21 protein-coding genes are annotated in these 21,890 nt (G+C 69.5%); 10 read left to right on the top strand and 11 right to left on the bottom strand.

Annotated features, from left to right (window positions below):
* Window positions 1–38 precede the first annotated feature (38 nt).
* Together QWJ38_RS13095 and QWJ38_RS13090 are read left to right on the top strand one after the other, a co-directional pair.
* Window positions 39–1,184, top strand: coding sequence for a GGDEF domain-containing protein (locus QWJ38_RS13095; protein ID WP_290359523.1), 1,146 nt, complete (start codon window positions 39–41; stop codon window positions 1,182–1,184).
* Between the two features lie 137 nt (window positions 1,185–1,321).
* A complete protein-coding gene (locus tag QWJ38_RS13090; protein WP_290359522.1) occupies window positions 1,322–1,843 on the top strand; it encodes a protein phosphatase CheZ in 522 nt (173 codons plus the stop codon).
* A gap of 345 nt (window positions 1,844–2,188) precedes the next feature.
* On the opposite strand, the gene QWJ38_RS13085 is transcribed toward QWJ38_RS13090, so the two are convergent.
* Together QWJ38_RS13085 and QWJ38_RS13080 are read right to left on the bottom strand one after the other, a co-directional pair.
* Entirely contained in the window at window positions 2,189–3,073 is an 885-nt protein-coding gene (locus QWJ38_RS13085) for a PEP-CTERM sorting domain-containing protein (RefSeq protein WP_290359521.1), read from the bottom strand.
* 100 nt (window positions 3,074–3,173) lie between these two features.
* Window positions 3,174–3,989: a M90 family metallopeptidase gene (locus tag QWJ38_RS13080; protein ID WP_290359520.1), complete on the bottom strand. Its 816-nt coding sequence runs from the start codon at window positions 3,987–3,989 to the stop codon at window positions 3,174–3,176.
* 74 nt (window positions 3,990–4,063) lie between these two features.
* Between QWJ38_RS13080 and QWJ38_RS13075 the strand changes: the two genes are divergently transcribed.
* Window positions 4,064–5,263 carry a YbfB/YjiJ family MFS transporter gene (locus tag QWJ38_RS13075; protein ID WP_290359519.1) on the top strand — a complete coding sequence of 400 codons (1,200 nt, stop codon included), beginning with the start codon at window positions 4,064–4,066 and terminating at the stop codon, window positions 5,261–5,263.
* Here QWJ38_RS13075 and QWJ38_RS13070 read toward each other — a convergent pair.
* From QWJ38_RS13070 to QWJ38_RS13060, 3 genes are read right to left on the bottom strand one after another with little or no spacing between them, the layout of a single operon-like run.
* The gene (locus QWJ38_RS13070) at window positions 5,260–5,997 is read right to left on the bottom strand and encodes a DUF4386 domain-containing protein (RefSeq protein WP_290359518.1); all 738 of its coding nucleotides are present in this window, start codon (window positions 5,995–5,997) and stop codon (window positions 5,260–5,262) included. The two genes, QWJ38_RS13075 and QWJ38_RS13070, sit on opposite strands and share 4 nt — an antisense overlap.
* Before the next feature lie 56 nt (window positions 5,998–6,053).
* On the bottom strand, window positions 6,054–6,194 hold the full coding sequence (locus tag QWJ38_RS13065) for a hypothetical protein (protein WP_290359517.1): 141 nt from the start codon (window positions 6,192–6,194) through the stop codon (window positions 6,054–6,056).
* Window positions 6,191–6,463, bottom strand: a complete 273-nt coding sequence (locus QWJ38_RS13060) for a DUF3297 family protein (RefSeq protein WP_290359516.1) — start codon at window positions 6,461–6,463, stop codon at window positions 6,191–6,193. The genes QWJ38_RS13065 and QWJ38_RS13060 overlap by 4 nt, the downstream gene beginning before the upstream one ends.
* Window positions 6,464–6,637: 174 nt before the next feature.
* Here QWJ38_RS13060 and QWJ38_RS13055 point away from each other — a divergent pair, with 174 nt between their 5' ends.
* Together QWJ38_RS13055 and QWJ38_RS13050 are read left to right on the top strand one after the other, a co-directional pair.
* On the top strand, window positions 6,638–7,009 hold the full coding sequence (locus QWJ38_RS13055) for a hypothetical protein (protein WP_290359515.1): 372 nt from the start codon (window positions 6,638–6,640) through the stop codon (window positions 7,007–7,009).
* 3 nt (window positions 7,010–7,012) lie between these two features.
* Window positions 7,013–8,461: an amidase gene (locus tag QWJ38_RS13050; RefSeq protein ID WP_290359514.1), complete on the top strand. Its 1,449-nt coding sequence runs from the start codon at window positions 7,013–7,015 to the stop codon at window positions 8,459–8,461.
* Between the two features lie 26 nt (window positions 8,462–8,487).
* Here the strand turns inward: QWJ38_RS13050 and QWJ38_RS13045 are convergent, their stop codons facing one another.
* The 6 genes from QWJ38_RS13045 to QWJ38_RS13020 form a co-directional block, all read right to left on the bottom strand.
* A complete protein-coding gene (locus tag QWJ38_RS13045; RefSeq protein WP_290359513.1) occupies window positions 8,488–10,623 on the bottom strand; it encodes a 3-hydroxyacyl-CoA dehydrogenase NAD-binding domain-containing protein in 2,136 nt (711 codons plus the stop codon).
* A 2-nt stretch (window positions 10,624–10,625) separates the two neighbouring features.
* The gene (locus QWJ38_RS13040) at window positions 10,626–11,831 is read right to left on the bottom strand and encodes an acetyl-CoA C-acetyltransferase (protein ID WP_290359512.1); all 1,206 of its coding nucleotides are present in this window, start codon (window positions 11,829–11,831) and stop codon (window positions 10,626–10,628) included.
* A gap of 14 nt (window positions 11,832–11,845) precedes the next feature.
* Entirely contained in the window at window positions 11,846–13,267 is a 1,422-nt protein-coding gene (locus tag QWJ38_RS13035; RefSeq protein ID WP_290359511.1) for a coniferyl aldehyde dehydrogenase, read from the bottom strand.
* Window positions 13,268–13,298: 31 nt separating this feature from the next.
* Window positions 13,299–14,480: an acyl-CoA dehydrogenase family protein gene (locus QWJ38_RS13030; protein ID WP_290359510.1), complete on the bottom strand. Its 1,182-nt coding sequence runs from the start codon at window positions 14,478–14,480 to the stop codon at window positions 13,299–13,301.
* 2 nt (window positions 14,481–14,482) lie between these two features.
* Entirely contained in the window at window positions 14,483–14,926 is a 444-nt protein-coding gene (locus QWJ38_RS13025; protein ID WP_290359509.1) for a MerR family transcriptional regulator, read from the bottom strand.
* A 179-nt stretch (window positions 14,927–15,105) separates the two neighbouring features.
* Window positions 15,106–15,402, bottom strand: coding sequence for an SCP2 sterol-binding domain-containing protein (locus QWJ38_RS13020; RefSeq protein WP_290359508.1), 297 nt, complete (start codon window positions 15,400–15,402; stop codon window positions 15,106–15,108).
* A 143-nt stretch (window positions 15,403–15,545) separates the two neighbouring features.
* Between QWJ38_RS13020 and QWJ38_RS13015 the strand changes: the two genes are divergently transcribed.
* From QWJ38_RS13015 to QWJ38_RS12995, 5 genes are read left to right on the top strand one after another with little or no spacing between them, the layout of a single operon-like run.
* Window positions 15,546–16,418, top strand: a complete 873-nt coding sequence (locus QWJ38_RS13015; RefSeq protein WP_290359507.1) for an SDR family oxidoreductase — start codon at window positions 15,546–15,548, stop codon at window positions 16,416–16,418.
* A complete protein-coding gene (locus QWJ38_RS13010) occupies window positions 16,415–18,025 on the top strand; it encodes an acyl-CoA carboxylase subunit beta (RefSeq protein ID WP_290359506.1) in 1,611 nt (536 codons plus the stop codon). Before QWJ38_RS13015 ends, QWJ38_RS13010 begins: the two co-directional genes overlap by 4 nt.
* Window positions 18,026–18,042: 17 nt before the next feature.
* The gene (locus tag QWJ38_RS13005) at window positions 18,043–19,197 is read left to right on the top strand and encodes an acyl-CoA dehydrogenase family protein (RefSeq protein WP_290359505.1); all 1,155 of its coding nucleotides are present in this window, start codon (window positions 18,043–18,045) and stop codon (window positions 19,195–19,197) included.
* A 38-nt stretch (window positions 19,198–19,235) separates the two neighbouring features.
* On the top strand, window positions 19,236–19,982 hold the full coding sequence (locus QWJ38_RS13000; RefSeq protein ID WP_290359504.1) for an enoyl-CoA hydratase/isomerase family protein: 747 nt from the start codon (window positions 19,236–19,238) through the stop codon (window positions 19,980–19,982).
* The gene (locus QWJ38_RS12995) at window positions 19,979–21,889 is read left to right on the top strand and encodes an acetyl/propionyl/methylcrotonyl-CoA carboxylase subunit alpha (RefSeq protein WP_290359503.1); all 1,911 of its coding nucleotides are present in this window, start codon (window positions 19,979–19,981) and stop codon (window positions 21,887–21,889) included. Before QWJ38_RS13000 ends, QWJ38_RS12995 begins: the two co-directional genes overlap by 4 nt.
* Window position 21,890: the final 1 nt, after the last annotated feature.

Here is a 21,890-nt window from a genome sequence, read left to right as displayed (position 1 = left end):
ACAACACTCCCTCTGCAGGCCATTGTGCACAATGCCTCATGCATCTGGACGTTCCCACCCTGTTCATTCTCGTGACGGTGGTCGCCCTGTTGATGGCGCTGCTGGTCTGCGTGATGGCCTGGGGCAAGCCGGCCAGCGCTGCGCTGTGGCCCTGGGCGCTGGCCCTGGTCGCCTATGCGCTGAGCAATGTGCTGTTCGGCCTGCGGGCCTACCTGCCGTGGGGCTTTTCGATGGTCGGCGCCAACAGCAGCTATGCCCTGGCCCTGGCCCTGATGCTGACGGCCGTGCGGCGTTTCCAGTCGGCCCAGGCGCAGCGCTGGCAGCAATGGGGGCCGGTGCTGCTGGCGCCCCTGGTCTTCGCCCTGCTGTACGACCACTACCTGATCCGCGTCGTCGTCGCGGCCCTGCTGTTCACGACCCAGATCGCCTTCATCCTGGCCGCGCTGCTGGACAGCGAGCACCCGATCACCGGCCGCGGCCGCATGATCGTGTTCTGCGCCTTCGCCCTGCTGGCCCTGACCCTGCTGGTGCGCGCCTTGGCGATCTGGCGGGGCTGGCTCGATGTCAGCTCGCCGGTCGAGAGCAACCGCTGGCAGGCCATGCTCTTCATCGCCGCGATGGGCTCGGTGCTGAGCATGGCGCTGGGCTTCGTCTACATGACGATGGAGAAGGCCGAGCGGCAGAACTTCGAGCTGGCAATGAAGGACATGCTGACCGGCCTGTCCAACCGCCGCGCGATCAGCGACGTGCTGCAGGCCGAGGTCGCGCGCGCTCAGCGCCAGGGCCAGCTGCTGGCCGTGCTGATGCTGGACATCGACCATTTCAAGAAGATCAACGACGGCTACGGCCACCAGGCTGGCGACGTGGTGCTGCGCGGCGTCGCCCAGACCCTGCGCAGCCGCCTGCGCGCGCAGGACCAGATCGGCCGCTTCGGCGGCGAGGAGTTCCTGCTGGTGCTGCCCGACACCGGGCTCGAGGGCGCGCTGATCGTGGGCGAGGCCTTGCGCCAGGCGGTCGAGGCGACGCCGACGCAATGGGGCGCGCAGCGCATTCCGACGACGATCAGCATCGGCGTGCGCGGCGGCCTGGTCACCGGCGCCGAGACCGCCGACACCTTGGTGGCCGCCGCCGATGCGGCCCTGTACCGCGCCAAGCACACCGGCCGCAACCGCTGCGAACATTGATCGCACGGCGGATCGAAAAGGCGCGACGAGCGTGAAAAAGCTCGCTCTCGCGCCCGGCGGCGGCACCGGAGCCGCGGCTAAGATGCGGCCGCTTGCCGCGCCCGACGTAGCGGCCAGCGCCAGAGGGAGCTAAAAAAATGTCGTCCGCCGCCGAAGTCCTGCAACAGACGGTCCAGCAGCTGCCCGACGCCTGCGAGCGCCTGGACTATGTGCGCACCATGACCGAGCAGGCCGCCAGCAAGGTGCTGGGCCTGGTCGAGACCGCGCGCGACGATGCCGAGCAGGTGCGCCGCCAGGGCGGCGATCTGTCCGAGATGCTGCAGCGCCAGGCGCTGGCGCCCGAGCTGAGCCTGGAGCGCGCGCGTTCGCTCTTGAAGCTGTGCGCCGCCTATGCCGCCACCGCCGCCAGCTTTGCCGAGCGCGAGAAGGCGCTGCACGGCGAGATCATGATGGCGCAGGACTTCCAGGACCTGTCGGGCCAGGTGATCAACAAGGTAATCAAGCTGCTGCAGCAGGCCGAGGCGCCGCTGCAGGAACTGGTCGGCACCACGCCGGCCGCGACGAGCGCCGGGAGCGGGCAGCTGCAGGGCGTGCAGACGCCGGACAAGGCCTTGAAGCAGGACGACGTCGATGACCTGCTGGCCTCGCTGGGCTTCTAGGCAGCTTGTTTAAGAGAGGCCGTCCTCCCTACGTTTTTCAACAGCCTGCGAATTCATCTCCAGCGGACGCCACGCTCGCAGCACGAGCGGCCGGTCTCGCATGCACCGCGGCGATCTGCTGCGGATGGATGCAGGTTTGGCACGAAGACGTCGGCGCTGGCTAGAGCCGCTGCATCACTTCATCGGCGTCGGCACTCTTCGGGTCCAATGTGCCGGCCTATACCGAGGAGTTGATCGCGCGAATCTTCCCCGCCATGAGCGAACCGGGCGCCCGGTGCTGCACCCGCGGTCCGCTGAGCGGCGGCGCGCGGCGAGGGCCGGTGCTCAGCCGGCCCGAGCAGGGGCTTATTGGCCGGCGCGACGGCGCCATGCGAGCAAGAGGCCGGCCGCACCGAGGAGGGCCATCGTCATCGTTCCGGGCTCTGGAACCTGGGCAGGGACAACGGTCTGGAAATCCATCGCGAAGTCGACGCCTTCGGCGCTGCCCACGCTGCCGGTCGCGACATTGAAGTTGAAGATCGCCTGCAAGGCCGTGATGTTGGCGAAATTGGCGCCGGCGCCCGATTTTGTGCCGAGCAGATTCATCAGCGCGAAGTTGAAGTAGAAGTCGGTCGGGCCCGTCACGGCGCCGGACTGGGACAGGCAGCTGGCGTCGGCCGCGGCGCATACCGGAATCGCGGAGAAGGTGAAGCTGGTCCAGTCGTTCGCGCCGGAGAAGAACTGCAAGGTGAACGGGTAGGCGGCGTCCGAACGATGGAAGGTCAGCTTGAGACTGTCGGCCACGGCCGCAAAGTTGACGCCCGCAAAGCCGGTTCGATCGATGCCGAAGTCGGCCTGCGCCGGGTTGAAGCCCATGACGCTGCTCCCGTCCCATCGCAAGATGCCAAAGCCGGCGACGCCGGCGTCGTTGGCGAATGAGAACCTGGAGGACGAGACGCCGGCCCGCGTGCCGTTGAGCGCATCGGCGCCGGTCGCGGCGTTCACATAGATCTCGCGCTGGCCGCCGATGATCGATGCATCGAAGCTCGATGCTGTCGCCGAGAAGGATGCCGTGCCGTTCGAATAGTCCTGCGCAATCGCCTGCGGGAAATCGAAGTTGTCGGTCAGCGGTGCCGCCATCGCGCCGGCGCCCATCGTGGCAAGCAGGGAGATGAGAAGCGCTTGTTTCATCATCGCAATGACTCCCGTGACGCGGAGGAGCGGGGCTGGCGAGCGACGGCCGCGCGGCATCGTTCGCTGCGGCGAGTGTGGGCCGGAGCGGCGGCCTGATCAAGCAAGTCCCCCGCGATTGAGGGGGCGGCGACGGGACGTACGGCCCGCATCGGCCCGCTCAGTACCAGCTGAGCGGATCGATCCGGTAGTAGCCGCGCAACTCGGCATAGAGGGCCGGATGCTCGACGGACAGCCTCTGCGGCTGCTCGAACAAGACCTCGCTCGCGACGGCGAAGAACTCGGCCGGGTCGGTCGCGCCATAGGCGTCCAGCAGGCCGGTCTCGCCGCGCGCGACGCGGCCGCGCAGCGCGTCATATTCCTGCTGCATCACCCGCGACCAGCGCTGGTAGGCCTGGGCGTTGGCCAGCAGCGGCGCGCCGTTGGCGAAGCCCTTGGCCTGGTCCAGCTGGTGGGCGAACTCATGGATGACGACATTGCTGCCGTCCGCCGGGTCGGCCGCGCCCGCCAGGACATCCTGCCAGGAGAGCAAGACCTGGCCCTGCACCCAGCTTTCTCCGGCCAGCGCGCGGCGCTGCTCCATCTGCACGCCGCCGGGGCCGGGCGCCGGCCGGTCGACGACGAAGGCGCCGGGGTAGAGCAGCACCTGCTTCAGCTCCGGATAGAAGCCGCGCGTGGCGCCCAGCAGCGGCAGGCAGGCCTGGGCGGCGATCGTTACCCGCATCTCCTCGCTGACCTCGAGGCCGGCGCAGCCGATGATGGGCTTCTCGGCCAGGAAGACCTGCATCAGGCCCTTCAGCCGCAGTTGCAGATCGGCCGGCAAGCGCTGCACCAGTGGCACGCGCCGGCGCAGAATGCGGCGCCAGGGCGCGGGGAAGGGTTGGCGTGCGATGCGCGCACGGCGGCGTCGGGTCAGCGCCGGCAGGGCGATCAGCCAGGCGACCAGCCCGAGGGCCAGGGCGACGGTGAGGAGCATGGGCAGCGCTTGATCCATCTTCGCTAGATGCCTGCGCGACAGCGGAAAACAAGGGCATCGCTTACCCTCGCTGCATGGATATCGACGCTGCGCGCCCGAGCGACAGCCGCTTGCAGGCCTGGCAGGTCATCGTCGGCGGCATCTGCGCGCTGGTGCTGACCATCGGCCTGGCCCGTTTCGCCTACACACCGCTGCTGCCGCAGATGCAGGCGCAGGCCAGGCTGTCGGACGCGGCCGGCGGCTGGTTGGCCGCGATCAATTACGCCGGCTATATGAGCGGCGCGCTGCTGGCCGCCTGGCTCGATGCACCGGCGCTGCGCCACCGGTTCTACAGCCTGGGCCTCGCGCTCACGCTGCCGGTCACCTGGCTGATGGGGGCCAGTGACAGCCTCTGGCTTTGGGCCTTGTCGCGCTATCTGGGTGGCCTCTGCGGCGCGGCCGGCATGCTGCTGGGATCGGGCCTGGTGTTGAGCTGGCTGGTCCAGGCCGGCCGGCGGCCCGAGCTGGGCCTGCATTTCATCGGCATCGGCCTGGGCATCGTCGTGTCGGCGCTGGGTGCGATGGCGATGTCGGCCGCCGCGCTGGGCTGGGCGCAGCAATGGCAGGGCTTCGCGCTGCTGGGCCTGATCTTTCTGCTGCCGGCCTGGGCCTGGCGGCCGCCGGCGCCGGTCCTTGCTGCCGGCCCGGCGACCGCGGCGACAGCGACGACGAGCCGGCGCTGGATGGCGCTGATGACGGCCGCCTATTTCTGCGCCGGCTGGGGCTTTGTCATCAACGCGACCTTCACCGTCGCCATCGTCGAGCGCCAGCCGCTGCTGGCCGGCCAGGGGCCCTGGGCCTGGCTGCTGGTCGGCCTGGCCGCCTGCCCGGCCGTCTTCGTCTGGGACCGCGTTGCGCGGCTGATCGGCGAATTGCCGGCCCTGATCCTCGCCTTCGGCCTGCAGGCGATCGGTGTGCTGCTGCCGGCGCTGTCCGGCGGCCTGGCCGCGGCGCTGCTGGGCGCCTTGCTCTATGGCGCGACGGCGATCGGCATCGTCAGCCTGACCTTGGCCCTGGTCGGCCGCCGCTCGCCCGGCAATCCGGGCAAGGCGATGGCGCGGTTGACCCTGGGCTATGGCGTTGCCCAGATCGGCGCGCCGGCCCTGGCCGGCATGATGGTGCATGCCAGCGGCAGCTATCACGGCACGCTGTGGCTGACCGCGGGCGTGCTGCTGCTGGGGATGGCCGTGCTGGCCCGGCTGACGCGCGGCGAGGCGGCTGGCCGAGCGGGTTAGGGCCGCGCTTCGGCCCAGCGATCGCGATCCACGCCCTTGATCAGCAGCCACAGCGCCAGCGCGAGCTCACCGACGAAGGCCGGCGCCAGGATGGCCGGGAAGAGGGCGTCGGCAAGCGCCGGCGCCAGCAGCAGTGCCGCGCTGTTGATCAGATAGGCCAGCCCGGCGGCCGCCATCAGCGGGCCGAGCAAGCGGGGCAGATAGGCGGCCCGCCAGAGCAGCGGGGCACGCAGCAGGCAGGCGAGCCCGAAGAAGAGCAGGCCCAGGCCGAAGCCGTAACCATGCAGACGGATCGCCAGGGCGGCGAGGGCCTGTGCCTGCTCGGCCGAGAAGCCGCTCAGCGCCGAAGCGCCGGCGCGATCAAGCAGCAGCAGCGGCAGCAGCAGGTTCAGCTTGTTGACCGCCAGCACGGCGGTCTGAATCAGGTTGACGCCGGTCGCCAGCAGGGCCAGCCGCGCATGGACCGGCTTCAGCAGCAGGTAGAGCAGCAGCATCACCGGCAGGTCGAGCAGCTGCATCAGCAGGTCGCCGGCAATGCCGGCGCGCCACAGCAGCGGCGAAGCGGCGATGTTCGACGCCGTTGCGGCCGCATCGCCCGGCAGCACCAGCGCGCCGCGGACCGCGACTTCGCCGAACAGACCGAGGCCAATGATGGCCAGATACAGCAGGCCGCCCAGCCGGGCATGGCGCCGGGCCTGCTGCGGATCCAGCCGCGCGGAGGAAGCAAGCGTCATCTGACGGGGGCTGGGCAGCGCCCACGGCGCGCGAGCGCTCTTGTGTCCCGGATTGCCTAGCCCAGCAGCCGGGCCAGTCCGTAGATGGACAGCACGCCGGACAGCACGAGGAAGCAGGTCTTGGCGGCGCGGTCGCCGATCAGCGCGCCGCTGGCGCTGCAGGCCAGGATGGCGCCGAGGATGTAGCTCGTCTTCATGCGGCGCCACCGTCGCGGTAGAAGGCCTCGACCTGGCCCTTGATCTTGATCAGCAGCGGATTGCCCTTGCGGTCGCGCGTCTTGCCGGCCGGCACCTTGACCCAGCCTTCGCTGATGCAGTATTCCTCGACGTCGTGGCGCTCCTTGCCATTGAGCCGGATGCCGATCTCGTGCTCGAACACGGCGGCGTCGTAATGCGCGCTGCGCGGGTCGACCGACAGATGGTCGGGGATGGCCGGGCGGCCGGGGCTCTTCTGCTCTTCGCTCATGGGACTTCTTTGCTCTCTGGCTATGCCTGTGGACGGCCGCGATTTTCCCGCATTTGGCAGCGGGTGGCGGCGCCCCGGCGTGCGATTCGACACAAGTCCGCTGTTCAGCCGCTGCGCCAGGCGCTAGGCTTGGCGAGCCTCATGATGATGGAGCCACCGATCTTGAACAGCCCGATGAAGAAGATGCTCGCGCCCTGCTCGACGATGCTGGCCGCCGCGCTGCTGCTGATGGCCGGCTGCGCGACGCAGCCCTCGCAGCCGCCGCAGACGGCGGCACCGCCGGCGCGTCCGCAGGTGGATGTCGACGCGCAGCGCCGCGCCGAGTTCGACAAGAGCCTGGACCGCTGGAACGGCGCCAAGACGCAGGAGCTGCAGAGCAAGCTGGGCCTGCCGACCAGCAAGAGCCGGCAGGCCGACGGCAAGCTGGTCTGGGCCTACTCGAAGTCCACCAAGACCAGCGACGGCGCCACCTTCTCCTGCGTGGTCCGCTATCTGATCGACGAGCGCAGCAGCCAGGTCGTCGGCCACCAGATCGAGGGCTGCTGAACAGTGGCGGCCGGCGCGGACGAGGAGATCACCGCGCTGTCGGCGGACGCGCTGTCGCAGGCGCTCCACGCGGGGCGCCTGTCCTGCCGCGAGCTGATGCAGGCGACGCTGGCCCGCATTGCGCGCCTGAACCCGGTCCACAGCGCGATCGTCAGCCTGCGCGACGAGGACGCGCTGCTGGCCGAGGCCGACGAGCGCGATGCCCAGCTGCGCGCCGGCCGGACCATGGGCTGGCTACATGGCATCCCGCAGGCGATCAAGGACATGGCGCCGACGGCCGGCCTGACGACGACCCTGGGCTCGCCGCTGCTGCGCGACTGGCGGCCGGCGCATGACGGGTTGATGGTGCAGCGGATCAAGGCCGCCGGCGCCATCGTCATCGGCAAGAGCAACACGCCGGAGTTCGGCCTGGGCTCACACAGCTTCAACGAGGTCTTCGGTATCACCCGCAATGCCTACGACCCGGCGAAGTCGGCCGGCGGCAGCAGTGGCGGCGCGGCGGTGGCGCTGGCGACGCGGATGCTGGCCGTCGCCGACGGCAGCGACTTCATGGGCAGCCTGCGCAACCCGGCCGCCTGGAACCATGTCTTCGGCCTGCGGCCCAGCCAGGGCCGGGTGCCGAGCTGGCCGGCCGCCGATGTCTGGATCGCCCAGCTGGGCACCGAGGGGCCGATGGCGCGCACGGTGCGCGATCTGGCCCTGCTGCTGCAGATCCAGGCCGGCGCCGATACGCGCGTGCCGCTGTCCTTGGACGGCACCGAGGATTTCGTCGCCGGACTCGAAGGCTTCGAGGGCGGCGCCCGCATCGGCTGGCTCGGCGATCTGAACGGCTATCTGGCGATCGAGCCGGGCATCCTGCCGCTGTGCGAGCAGGCGCTGGCGCGCCTGCAGGCCGATTGCGGCTGCGTGGTCGAGGCGCTGCGGCCCGGCTTCGCGCCCGAGGCGGTCTGGCAGGCCTGGTTGGTCTGGCGCCACACGCTGGTCGCCGCGCGGATCGCTCCCTTCCTGCAGGCCAGGCCCGAGAACCGCGCGCGCATCAAGCCCGAGGCGCTGTGGGAGCACGACGGCGCGGCGAGCCTGAGCGCCGCGCAGCTGCTGGCCGCCAGCGCGCAGCGCAGCGAGTTCTACCGCCAGATGCTGGCGATGCTGGAAGGTCACGACGCGCTGGCGCTGCCGTCCGCCCAATGCTGGCCCTTCGACGCCGGCCTGCGCTGGCCCGCGCAGATCGCCGGCCGCGCGATGGACAGCTACCACCGCTGGATGGAGGTCGTCATCTACGCCACCTTCGCCGGCCTGCCAGCAATCAGCGTGCCGGTCGGCTTCGGCCCCGGCGGCCTGCCGATGGGCCTGCAGCTGATCGGAAAACCGCGCGGCGAGGCCGCGCTGCTGCGGCTGGCGCGGGCCTACGAGCGGGCGGCGCAGGACCTGCTGCTGATCCGCCCGGCCGAGTAGCCTGCCGCTGCCGCTGCCGCTGCCGCTTACTGCTCGGCGAAGCGCTCGCCGCGCGCCGCCATGTCGACGACGATCTGCGCCGGTGCGAAGCGCTCGCCATGGGCGGCGGCCAGTTCGCGGGCGCGCGCGACGAACTCGGGCAGGCCGTAGCTATTGATGAACTGCAAGGCGCCGCCCTGGAAGGGCGCGAAGCCCCAGCCGAAGATGCTGCCGATGTTCGCGTCGGCGACCGAGCGCAAGACGCCCTCCTGCAGGCAGCGCGCGGCCTCATTGGCCTGGGCGAACATCAGGCGGTCGATCAGCTCGCGCTGTGCAGGCTGCTCAGCGGCCAGCGGATAGAGCGTGCCAAGCTCCGGCCACAAGGTCTTGCCGCCATCGGCCCAGTCGTAAAAGCCCTTGCCGGCCTTCTTGCCGACGCGGCCGATCTCGCAGAGCTGGCGCAGCACCGGCTCGCCCGGATGGCCGGTGTAGGCCTTGCCCTCGGCTTCCAGGTCCTTGCGCGTCTGCTCGGCCACATGCACACCCAGGCTCAAGGAGACCTCGTCCTGCAGCGCCAGCGGCGGCATCGGCATGCCGGCCTGCAGACCGGCGACCTCGATGGCGCGTGGGTGCACGCCCTCCTGCAGCAGCGCGAGACCCTCCATCACATAGGTCCCGAACACGCGGCTGGTGTAGAAGCCGCGCGAATCGTTGACGACGATCGGCGTCTTGCCGATCTGCAAGACATAGTCGAAGCCGCGCGCCAGCGTCTCGTCCGAAGTCTCCTTGCCGACGATGATCTCGACCAGCGGCATCTTGTCGACCGGCGAGAAGAAGTGCAGGCCGATGAAATTGGCCGGTCGCTGCGAAGCCTGGGCCAGGCCGGTGATGGGGAGCGTCGAGGTGTTCGAGGCGAAGACGGCGCCGTTTGCCAGCACCGCTTCGGCCTTTTTGGTCACCTCGGCCTTGACGGCACGATCCTCGAACACCGCCTCGATCAGCAGATCGCAACCGGCCAGATCGTCATAGTTCGTCGTCGGCGTGATCAGCGCCAGCAGCGCGTCGCGCTTGTCTGCCGTCGTGCGGCCCTTCTTGAGCGCCTTGTCGAGGATGTCCTGCGTGTAGCGCTTGCCCTTGTCGGCCGCCTCCTGCGTCGTGTCGAGCAGCACCACCTCGATGCCGGCCTTGGCCGAGACATGGGCGATGCCCGCGCCCATCATGCCGGCGCCGAGGATGCCCAGCTTCTTCACCTTGCTTTGCGGCTGGCCGGCGGGACGCGAGGCGCCCTTCTTGATCCCATTCAGCTGGTACCAAAGCGTGCCGATCAGGTTCCTCGATTCGGGGCTGATTGCGCAGGCGGCAAAGTAGCGCGACTCGATCTCCAGCGCGCGGTCGAAATCGGTCAGCCCGCCCTCGAACACGCTGCTCATGATGTGGGTCAGCGCCGGGTAATTGCCCCAGCTCTTGGCGGCCGCCATCGAGGGGCCGATCGAGAACAGCTGCGCCACGGCCGGCGAGCGCGAATCGCCGCCGGGATAGCGGAACTTCGGCGCATCCCAGGGCTGGACCGGCTTGGGGTTCGCCGCGATCCAGGCGCGCGCCTTCAGCAGCGCTTCGTCGGCGCTGGCCGCCAGTTCGTTGACCAGGCCGCTGGCCAGTGCCTGCGCGGCCTTGATGTCCGAGCCCTCGCCCATCCATTGCAAGGCCTGCTGCATGCCGACCAGGCGCGGCATGCGCTGCGTGCCACCGCCGCCGGGCAGCAGGCCCAGCTTGACCTCGGGCAGGCCGAGACGTGCCCGACCGTCGTCGACGACGATGCGCCGGTGGCAGCCCATCGCGATCTCCAGCCCGCCGCCCTTGCACTGGCCGTTCAGGATGGCGACGACCGGCTTGCCGCAGCGCTCGAAGCGGCGGATGAAGCGCTTCAGCTCCATCGAGGCGTCGAAGGCTTCCTGCGCCGTCTTCAGCGCGCGCAGCCGGTCGATGTCGGCGCCGGCCAGGAAGTCCTTCTTGCCCGAGCGCAGGATCAGGCCCTTGACCGAGGCGTCCTGTTCGAGCAGATCGGCCAGGCCGCGCAGCGGCGCGGCCAGCGTCTCGTTCAGGATGTTCATCGAATGGCCGGGCAGGTCCATCGTCGCGACGACGATGCCGTCCTCGCCCTTGTCGATTTGCAAGGCGTTCATGCTCAGACTCTTTCGATGATGGTGGCGATGCCCATGCCGCCGCCGACGCACAAGGTCGCGCAGCCGGTGCTCAGGTCGCGGCGTTCCAGCTCGTCCAGCAGGGTGCCGAGGATGATGCAGCCGGTGGCGCCCAGCGGATGGCCCAGCGCGATCGCACCGCCGTTGACGTTGACCTTGTCGAGCGAGACGCCCAGATCGCGCGCCGTCTTCATCGGCACGACGGCAAAGGCCTCGTTGATCTCCCAGAGCTCGATGTCCTTGGCCTCCATGCCGGCCTGCTTCAGCGCCTTGCGGCAGGCCGGCGTCGGGCCGGTCAGCATGATGGTCGGTTCGGAGCCGATCACCGCCGCCGCACGGATACGCGCGCGGGGCTTCAATCCCGCCGCCGCGCCACCGGCCCGATTGCCGATCAGCATCAGCGCCGCGCCGTCGACGATGCCGGACGAGTTGCCGGCATGATGGACATGGTTCACCCGCTCGATCGTCGTGTACTTGCGCAGCGCGGTCGCGTCGAAGCCCATCTGACCCATCATCGCGAAGCTCGGTTCCAGCTTGGCCAGGGTTTCCGGTGTGGTGCCGGGCCGGATCGTCTCGTCCTGCGCCAAGAGCGGCAGGCCGGCGATGTCGTGGATAGGCACGATGGCCTTGCTGAAGAAGCCCTGCTCGCGCGCGGCGGCGGCGCGGCGGTGCGACTCGCTGGCATAGGCATCGACATCGGCGCGACCCCAGCCCTCCAGGGTGGCGATCAGATCGGCGCTGATGCCCTGCGGGATGAAGCCCAGCGCCTGGTTGACGCGCGGGTCCATGAACCAGGCGCCGCCGTCGCTGCCCATGGGCCAGCGGCTCATGCTCTCGACACCGCCCGCGACGACCAGTTGCTCGAAGCCGCTGGCGACCTTGGCGGCGGCCAGATTGACCGACTCCAGGCCCGAGGCGCAGAAGCGCGACTGCGTGACGCCGCCGACCGTTTCTGCCCAGCCGGCATCGAGCACGGCGGTGCGCGCGATGTCGGCGCCCTGTTCGCCGACCGGGGTCACGCAGCCGAGCACCACATCGTCGACCAGCGCGGTATCGAGGTCTTGCCGCCGCTGCATCTCACGCAAGAGCGTGCGCAAGAGCCAGACCGGGCTGGCCTGGTGCAGGCCACCGTCCTTCTTGCCCTTGCCGCGCGGCGTGCGCACATGGTCGTAGATGTAGGCGTCTTTCATGCGGATCTCCGGTCCTACTTGGTCATGAAGCCCAGCAGCGCATTGGCGAAGCGGCCATAGGGCGGGGCCATGAACTTCAGCGCCGAGAAGCGCGCCTGGTAGAACACCGGCCGCAGCTTGGAGAAGGTCTCGAAGCCCTCGCGGCCGTGGTAATGCCCCATGCCCGAGGCGCCGACGCCGCCGAAGGGCAGGTCGTGCTGGCCGACATGGAAGAGCGCGTCGTTGACCGACACGCCGCCCGACATCACATGGTCCAGCAGGTGCTGGACCTGGGCGCCATCGTGGCTGAAGGGATAGATCGCCAAGGGCCGCGGGCCGGCATTGATCGCGTCGACGGCGGTTCGCAGCTCGGTATAGCCGCGCAGCGGCAGGATGGGGCCGAAGATCTCGCGCTGCATCAGGATGCTGTCCGCCGGCGCGTCGAGCACGATGTGCGGCGCGATCTTGCGCGTGGCGGCATCGAAGGCCGGTCCATCCAGCAGCGGGATCAGCCGCGCGCCGCGCTCGCGCGCATCGTCCAGCGCGGCCAGCAGGCGCTCAAACGAGCGCTGGTCGATGATGGAGGTGTAGTCCTTTGATGCCAGCGACGGGTAGCGCTGCGGCACGATCTCCTTGGCCAGCTGGACAAATTCGGCGATCTTGGCTTGCGGCAGCCAGGCATGGTCGACCGTCGTGCAGATCTGGCCGGCGTTCAGGCATTTGACGAAGAGGATGCGCTCGGCCGCGGTGCGCAGCGGGAAGTCCTCGCAGACGATGGCCGGCGCCTTGCCGCCCAGCTCCAGGGTCACCGGGCACAGATTCGCCGCCGCGGCGGCCATCACCGCGCGGCCGGTCTGGCCCGAGCCGGTGAACAGCAGGTGGTCGAAGGGCAGCTTGGAGAACTCGATGCCGACGCCGCCCGTCTCGTCGAAGAACTGCAGCTTCTCCGGCGGGAAATAGGCCGGCATCTTCTCGATCAAGAGCGCGGCCAGATGGCGCGAGTTCTCGCTCATCTTGACCATCGCGCGGTTGCCGGCGGCGAAGATATAGCTCAGCGGCACCAGGCTCAGATTGAGCGGGAAGTTCCAGGGCACGATCACGCCGACGACGCCCAGCGGCTGCGGGATCACGCGGTTGCGCGCGCCGAAGAAGTTGCGCAGGTCGACCGAGCGCCGCTGCGGCCGCATCCAGCGGCGCAGCTGCTTGATCACATGGTCGATGCCGTCCAGCACCGGGAAGACCTCGCCCAGCAGGGTCTCGTGCGTCGAGCGGTGGCCGTAGTCGGCACTGATCGCCGCGCACAGCGCCTCCTTGTGATCGCGCACGAAGCGCTGCAGGGTGCGCAGATCGGCCCGGCGCTCGGCCAGGCTGGGGACCGGGTGGGCCAGATAGGCTTTGCGCTGCAGGTCCAGCGTCGATTCCAAGGCACCGCGGATGACGGGTTCGTTCAGGTTCATCTTCTTCTTGTCTCCGTTGTCATGGTCCCGCTCACATGAAGCGCGCGGCCAGTTCCTTCATGATCTCGTTGGTGCCGCCATAGATGCGGGCGACGCGGGCGTCGGCATAGAGCTCGGCGATCGGGTATTCCATCATGTAGCCATAGCCCCCGAACAGCTGCAGGCATTCGTCCATCACCTTGCAGGCGAGGTCGGTACAGAAGGCCTTGGCCAGCGCGGCGCGGGGGGCATCCAGCTCACCCCTCAGGTGCGCGTCCATGCAGGCGTCGACCAGGGCGCGGGCGGCCAGCAGCTGGCTCTGCACCTCGGCCAGCTTGAAGCGGGTGTTCTGGAAATCCCAGACCGGCTTGCCGAAGGCCTGGCGCTCCTTCACATAGGCGAGCGTCTCGGTGAGCGCCCGCTCGATCGCGCCGACCGCGCTGATCGCGATGATCAGCCGCTCCTGCGGCAGCTCCTGCATCAGCTGGAAGAAGCCCTGGCCTTCCTTGCCAGCCTCGCCGCCGAGCAGATTGGCGACCGGCACCCGCAGCTCGTCGAAGAAGAGTTCGGACGTGTCCTGCGCCTTCATGCCGATCTTGTCCAGATTGCGGCCGCGGCGGTAGCCGGGCCGCAGCGAGCCGTCGTCGTTCTCGACCTCGGCGACGATCAGCGAGATGCCCTTGGCGCCCGCCTGCTCCTTGTCGGTCTTGCAGACGACGATGACCAGGTTGGCGTTCTGGCCATTGGTGATGAAGACCTTCTGGCCGGACAGAAGGTAGTCGTCTCCATCGCGGCGGGCGCTGGTGCGTATCGCCTGCAGATCGGAGCCGGTGCCCGGCTCGGTCATCGCGATCGCGCCGACCAGCTCGCCGCGGGCCATGCGCGGCAGCCAGCGTGCTTTTTGCTCCTCGTTGCCGTAATGCAGGATGTAGGGCGCGACGATGGCCGAATGCAGGCCGCCGCCGAAGCCGCTCAGATTGGCCTTGGCCTGCTCCAGCAGGATCACCGCGTCATGACCGAAATCGCCGCCGCCGCCGCCGTACTGCTCGGGCACGGCCGCGCAGAGCAGGCCCTGGGCGCCGGCTTCCAGCCAGCTGTCGCGGCCCATCATGCCGGCCTCGCGCCATTCGGCCGCGCGCGGCACCCAGCGCTCCCTGAAGAAGCGCGCCACTGCGTCCTGCAGTATCCGGTGTTCGTCGCCGAGCCAGTTCGACGGAAAGAGGGGCAGGGTCATCGTCATTTCTCCTGGGCGGCCAGCTGCTGGCGCACCGATTCATTGACCAGGCGCAGCTCGGCCAGGGTCGCGTCGATATGGGCGCGCTTGAGCTCCAGCTCGGCGATCGCAGCGTCGGTGCGCTCCAAGGTCCATTGCAGCTGGCGGGTGCGGCCCTCGCCATGGGCGCCGTAGAGATCGAGGTAATGCTTGATCTCGGCCAGGGTCGAGCCGATCGCCTTGGCGCGCAGGATGATCTGCAAGCGCGCGCGGTCGCGTTGCGTGTAGACGCGCGCGCCGTTGACGCGGCGCGGCTGCAGCAGCTCCTTGTCCTCGTAGAAGCGGATCGCGCGTGGCGAGATGCCGAACTCGGCGCAGAGCTCGGTGATGCCGAACAGGCCTTCCAGCGGCGCGCTGGTGCTGGATTCCAGCATCTCCAGCGCGGCGGCCTTGGCTCGTTTGTCCATCTCAGCTTTCCATGGTGCACTCGCGGAACCCGCCACGCATGACACGGTCGGCATTCGGGCCGGGCGCCGGGCCGCCCCAAGCCGGCCCGCCATGGCGATGTGCTTGCGGCTCAAGGCCGCAAGCATCGCCGTCCCCTCGGGGGACCGGCCAAGGTACTCCTTGGACGAGGGGCTTCACGTCAAACCACCCGCTGCAGCTTCATCGCGATGCCCATATCGCCGCTGACCTTGATCTTGCCCATCATGAAGGCGTTCATCGGGTTCAGCTCGCCTTGCAAGAGCGCGGCCAGGTTCTCGCGGCTGATCGCGATCGTGCAGTCGGCCTCCCGATCCTCGTTGCTGACCGTGTTGGGCTCGGACTTGCCGTCGATGACGGCGACGCCATCGGCGCCGCAATCGAACTTGAGCACCGCGTCCAGGCCGCTGTGTTCGCCGACCTTGCCGCGCAAGGCCTCGGTGATCGCCTGCATGTCCATCGCTGTTCTCCGTGCTGGTGATTGGGGATGCCGGCGAGCTTAAGGATTGCTGTCGCCGCTGGCTTCATGGTATTCACCGATATGAAAGACAGCTGACGTTAACGGAAGCTGTGCGCCTGACAGGTCATGCAGGAGCGTCGTCCATGGATCTTCAGCCGCAGTACCGTTCGGTGTTCGCGCCGGGCCTGTTCGCCGGGCGGCTGGTCTGGGTCACCGGCGGCGGTTCCGGCATCGGCCGCTGCGTCGCGCACGAGCTGGCGGCGCTGGGCGCGCGGGTCGTGATCTCGGGCCGCAGCGCCGACAAGCTGGAAGCCGTGGCCGCCGAGATCGCCGCCGACGGCGGGCTTTGCAATTGGCGCGCCTTCGACATTCGCGACGAGGAGGCGGTCAAGGCCCAGGTTGCCGCCGTCGTCGCCGAGTTGGGGCCCGTCCGCGGCCTGGTCAACAACGCCGGCGGCCAGTACCCGAGCCCGCTGCAGGCGATCGCCAAGCGCGGCTTCGAGGCGGTCGTCGCCAACAACCTGACCGGCGGCTTCCTGATGATGCGCGAGCTGTTCACGCAGAGCATGCAGGCCCATGGCGGCGCCATCGTCAATATGACGGCCGACTTCCGCAACGGCATGCCGGGCATGGCGCACAGCGGCGCCGCGCGCGCCGGCATGAGCAATCTGACCATGAGCGCCGCCTATGAATGGGCGCATGCCGGCGTGAGAGTCAATGCGGTCGCGCCGGGCTGGGTCGCGTCCAGCGGCATGGACCGCTATGGCGAGGCGATCCGGCCGCTGATCCGCCAGCTGAAGAACCATGTGCCGCTGCGCCGGCTGGCCAGCGAGGCCGAGATCAGCGCGGCCATCGTCTTCCTGCTGTCGCCGGCGGCGGCCTTCATCACCGGCGTGACCCTGCAGATCGATGGCGGCGCCTCGCTGGGCGGCCCGGCCTTTCCGAGCATCGACCACCCGGGCACGGCGCCGTTCGACGGCTTCCATCGCGCGATTACGCCGGAGGTGCTGAGGTGACCGCGCTCGGCAGCCTGCTGAACCCGGCCTCGGCCGGCTTTCGCGCCAATGCGCAGCGCATGCGCGAGCGCCTGGACGAGATCCGCGGGCTGGAGGCCCGGGTCATCGCCGAGTCGGAAAGCAAGCGCGAGAAGTTCGAGTCGCGCGGCCAGCTGCTGCCGCGGGAAAGAGTCGCGCGCCTGCTCGACCGCGGCAGCGGCTTTCTGGAGCTGTCCTCGCTGGCGGGTCTGGGCATGCACGACGACGACGGCAAGAAGTCGGTGCTGGGCGGCGGGGCTATCGTCGGCATCGGCACCGTTGCCGGCAAGCGGGTGATGATCTCGGCCAGCGACAGCGCGATCAAGGGCGGCACCGTCGCGCCGATGGGGCTGAGGAAGGCCTTGCGCATGCAGGAGATCGCGCGCGAGAACCGGTTGCCGCTGATCTATCTGGTCGAGAGCGGCGGCGCCAACCTGATGTACCAGGCCGAGATGTTCGTCGAGGGCGGGCGCTCGTTCGCCAACCAGGCGCGGCTCTCGGCAATGGGCATTCCGCAGATCGCCGTCGTCCACGGCTCCTCGACGGCCGGTGGCGCCTATCTGCCCGGACTGTCCGACTATGTGGTGCTGGTCAGGAAGCGCTCCAGCATCTATCTGGCCGGCCCGCCGCTGGTCAAGGCCGCGATCGGCGAGGACGCGACGGACGAGGAGCTCGGCGGCGCCGAGCTGCATGCGACGGTGACCGGCCTGGGCGAGTACCTGGCCGAGGACGATGCCCATGCGATCGCGCTGGCGCGCGAACTGCTGGACCAGCTGCCCTGGGACCTTGCGCCGCCCGCGCCGGCCTGCCCGCCGCCGCTCTTCGATGCCGAGGAACTGCTGGGCATCGTGCCGCAGGACGAGCGCGAGCCCTATGACGTGCGCGAGGTGATCGCCCGCCTCGTCGACGGCTCGGACTTCCTGGAGTTCAAGGCCGGCTACGCGGCCGACACCGTCTGCGGCCATGCGCGCATCGAAGGCCATGCCGTGGGCCTGATCGGCAACAACGGCCCGATCCAGCCGCAGGGCTCGACCAAGGCGGCGCAGTTCATCCAGCTCTGCGAGCAGAGCGGCACGCCGCTCGTGTTCCTGCAGAACACGACCGGCTATATGGTCGGCCGCGAGGCCGAGGCGCAGGGAGCGATCAAGCATGGGTCCAAGATGATCCAGGCGGTCGCCAATGCGCGGGTGCCCAAGTTCACCATCGTCCTGGGCGGCTCGTTTGGCGCCGGCAACTACGGCATGTGCGGCCGCGGCTTCGATCCGCGCTTCATCTTTTCTTGGCCGACGGCGCGCACCGCGGTGATGGGCGGCGCGCAGGCGGCCAAGGTGATGGACATCGTCAACCGCAGCAAGCTCGAACGGATGGGCGCGCCGGTCAACGAGGAGGCGCTGGCCGCGATGAGCGATCAGCTGCGATCACGCATCGATCGCGAATCGAACGTGCTGTTCGGCACCGCCCGGCTGTGGGACGACGGCGTCATCGATCCGCGCGACACGCGTCGCATCCTGGGCCTGTGCCTGGCGCTGGCGCGCGAGAGCGAGGCGCGGCAGTTGCGGCCGAACAGCTTCGGCGTGGCCCGACTTTAAAAACGGAGACATCAGAGATGAACTTCACGCCCGAGCATCGCGCGCTGGCCGACACCGTCACTCGCTTCGTCGAGAAGGAGCTGAACCCCTTCGTGCCCGAATGGGAAAAGGCCGAGCAGTTCCCCGCGCACGAGGTCTTCAAGAAGCTCGGTGACCTGGGCCTCCTGGGCCTGAAGTACCCGGAGGAATTCGGCGGCGCGGGCCTGGACTTCAGCTACTCGCTGGTGATGGCCGAGGCGCTGGGCGCTTGCGCCTGCGCCGGCGTGCCGATGGCGATCGGGGTGCAGACCGATATGTGCACGCCGGCGCTGGCCCGCTTCGGCTCGGACGAGCTGCGCCGCGAGTTCCTCGCCCCCTCGATCACCGGCGACTATGTCGGCTGCCTGGGCGTCAGCGAGCCGGGCGGCGGCTCCGACGTGGCGGCGGTGAAGACGACGGCGCGCAAGGACGGCGGCGACTATGTGATCGACGGCACGAAGATGTGGATCACCAACGGCCTGCAGGCCGACTGGTGCTGCCTCTTGGCCAACACCGGCGACGGTTCGCCGCACAAGAACAAGAGCCTGATCGTCGTGCCCATGGACGCGCCCGGCATCACCCGGCAGAAGATCCACAAGATCGGCATGGACGCCTCGGATACGGCCCAGCTCTTCTTCGACGGCGTGAGGGTGCCGCAGCGCCATCTGATCGGCGCCGAGGGCATGGGCTTCATGTTCCAGATGATGCAGTTCCAGGAGGAGCGGCTCTGGGGCGCCGCCTCGACCCTGAAGAATATGGACCGGCTGATCGACCTGACCATTGACTACACGCGCGAGCGCCAGGCCTTCGGCAAGTCCATCCTCGACAACCAGGTCGTGCACTTCCGCCTGGCCGAGCTGCGCACCGAGGTCGAGGCGCTGCGCGCGCTGACCTATAGCGCGGTCGAGCAGTACGTGGCCGGCAAGGACGTCACCAAGCTCGCCTCGATGGCCAAGCTCAAGTGCGGGCGTCTCAGCCGCGAGGTGGCCGACAGCTGCCTGCAGTACTGGGGCGGCATGGGCTTCACCCGCGACAACCCGATCAGTCAGGCCTACCGCGACGGCCGCCTGGTCTCGATCGGTGCCGGCGCCGACGAGGTGATGCTGGGCATCATCTGCAAGCTCGAGGGCACCTTGCCGAAGGGCTCGCATTGAATCCCGCCGTGCTTCAGCGGCGTGATGATGATGCAGGCGTGCTGCATCTGACGCTGAACCGCCCGGATTCGCGCAATGCGCTGTCGATCGCGATGGTGGCCGAGCTGCGTGCCGCGCTGGCGGCGGCCGAGGCGGCCGGCGATGTGCGGGTGATCGTGCTGCGCGGCGCCGGCGGGCATTTCTGCTCGGGTGGCGATCTGAAGGACATGGCGGCCGGCGCCGGCGATGCGGCCGCGCTGCGCAGGCTCAGCGCCGCCTTCGGCGAGTTTTGCGGTGCCTTTGCCGACACCGGCATCGCGACCGTCGCGGTGCTGGAGGGCACGGTGATGGGCGGCGGCTTCGGCCTGGCCTGCGTGGCCGATGTCGCGCTGGCGGCCGACACGGTCAGTTTCCGGCTGCCGGAGACCTCGCTGGGTGTCGTGCCGGCGCAGATCGCGCCCTTCCTGGTCCAGCGCCTGGGCTATTCGCAGGCGCGGCGGCTGGCGGTCAGCGGCGGGCGGCTCGATGGTCGGCAGGCCCTGAGCCTGGGCCTGGTGCATGAGCTGCACGCGGCCGCCGATCTGGACGCGGCGCTGGCCCGCGTGCTCGGGGAGATCCTGCAATGCGCGCCGCGGGCGGTGGCGGCGACGAAGCGGCTGATGGCGAAGGCGCTGCATCGGGAGGCCTCCGAAATGGTCCCGGAGGCCGCCGAGCTGTTTGCCGAGGCCGTGCTCGGTGAGGAAGGTCTGGAAGGCGTGAACGCCTTCGTGCAGAAGCGCAGGCCGCGCTGGGTGCCGACGACATGAGCTTCTCAAAGATCCTGATCGCCAACCGGGGCGAAATCGCCTGCCGCGTGATGCGCAGCGCGCGGCGGCTTGGCTATCGAACGGTGGCGGTGTTCTCCGATGCGGATGCGCAGGCCTTGCATGTGCGCCAGGCCGACGAGGCGGTCCGCATCGGCGCGGCGCCGGCCACCGAGTCCTATCTGAATATCGCGGCCCTGCTTGCGGCCGCCCAGGCCAGTGGCGCCGACGCCGTCCACCCCGGCTACGGCTTCCTGTCCGAGCGCGCCGACTTCGCCGCCGCCTGCGCCGAGGCCGGCGTCGTCTTCATCGGTCCGCCGGCCGAGGCCATCGCGGCGATGGGCGACAAGGCGCGCGCCAAGCGCCGCATGATGGAGGCCGGCGTGCCCAGCCTGCCCGGTTATCTGGGCGAACAGCAGGACGAGGCGAGCTTGTTCGCCGAGGCCACGCGGCTCGGCTATCCGCTCCTGGTCAAGGCGGTGGCCGGCGGCGGCGGGCGCGGCATGCGTCTGGTGCGCGCGGCCGATGAGCTGCCGGCGGCCCTGGCCAGCGCAAGGCGCGAGGCCGAGAACGCCTTCGGCGACGGCGGCCTGATGCTGGAGCGACTGATCGAGCAGGGGCGCCATATCGAGATCCAGGTCTTCGCCGATGCGCAGGGCCATGCGATCCATCTGGGCGAGCGCGACTGCACGGCCCAGCGCCGCCGCCAGAAGCTGATCGAGGAGGCGCCGTCGCCGATCGTCGACGCCGCGCTGCGCGCGGCCATGGGCCGCGATGCGGTCGCGGCGGCGCAGGCCGTCGGCTATGTCGGCGCCGGCACGGTCGAGTTCATCGTCGATGCGCAGGGCCGCCATTTCTTCTTGGAGATGAACACGCGGCTGCAGGTCGAGCATCCGGTCACCGAGGCGATCACCGGCCTCGATCTGGTCGAGTGGCAGCTGCGCATCGCCGCCGGCGAGCCGCTGCCGCTGCGCCAGGACCAGATCCGCTTCGACGGCCATGCGATCGAGGCGCGACTTTATGCCGAGGATCCGTATGACGGCTTCAAGCCGCAGACCGGCCGCGTCGTCCATTGGCGGCCCGAGGCGGCGGCGGGTGTGCGTATCGACCACGGCATTGCCGAGGGCGAGGAAGTGACGCCCTTCTACGACCCGCTCTTGGCCAAGCTGATCGTCCATGGCCGCGACCGCGAGGACGCGATCCGGCGCCTGGCGCACGCGCTGGAGCAGACGCCGCTGCTGGGCCTGGTGCACAACGGCCGTTTCCTGCGCGATCTGCTGCGGCATCCGGACTTCGGCGCCGCGCGGCTGCACACCGGCCTGCTCGACGAATGGGCGCAGCGCGGCGAGCCGGCCCGGCCGCGGCCGCGCGACGAGCACTGGCTGATCGCCACCGCGATCCTGGCGCTGGGGGACGGCGTCGCCGAGCGGCGGCCGGCCGGCGTCGCCCGCTACGACTTGAGCCTGCAGCAGGGCGACGAGCGCCGCCGCTGGCGGGTCGCGACCGAGGGCCGCAGCGCCTTCATCGACGCGCATCGCGTCGATCTGCTGAGCCCCGAGCGCGTTGCCGTCGATGGCCGGCAGATCTCGCTGCACAGCTGGCGCGACGGCCGCCGCGTGCAGATAGCCGCCGAGGCGGCGGTGTTCGAGTTCGAGGAACCCTCGCCCTATCCGCAAGGGGCAGCCCGGGCCGACCCGCTGCGCGCCTGCGCGCCGGTGGCCGGCCTGGTCGCGCAGCTGCTGGTGCAGGTCGGCGACACGGTGGCCGAGGGTCAGCCCTTGCTCAGCGTCGAGGCGATGAAGATGGAGATGTGGCTGACGGCCGGTGCCGCCGGCCGGGTCAAGGCCCTGCATGTCGGCCCGCATGACGCGGTCGCCGCCGGCGCGCTCTTGCTTGAACTGGAACCCTGAT

Origin of the sequence: Roseateles violae, assembly GCF_030410485.1 — a bacterium.
In the GTDB taxonomy this organism is placed as follows: domain Bacteria; phylum Pseudomonadota; class Gammaproteobacteria; order Burkholderiales; family Burkholderiaceae_C; genus Roseateles_D; species Roseateles_D violae.
This window is presented reverse-complemented; position numbering and strand designations above follow the sequence as displayed.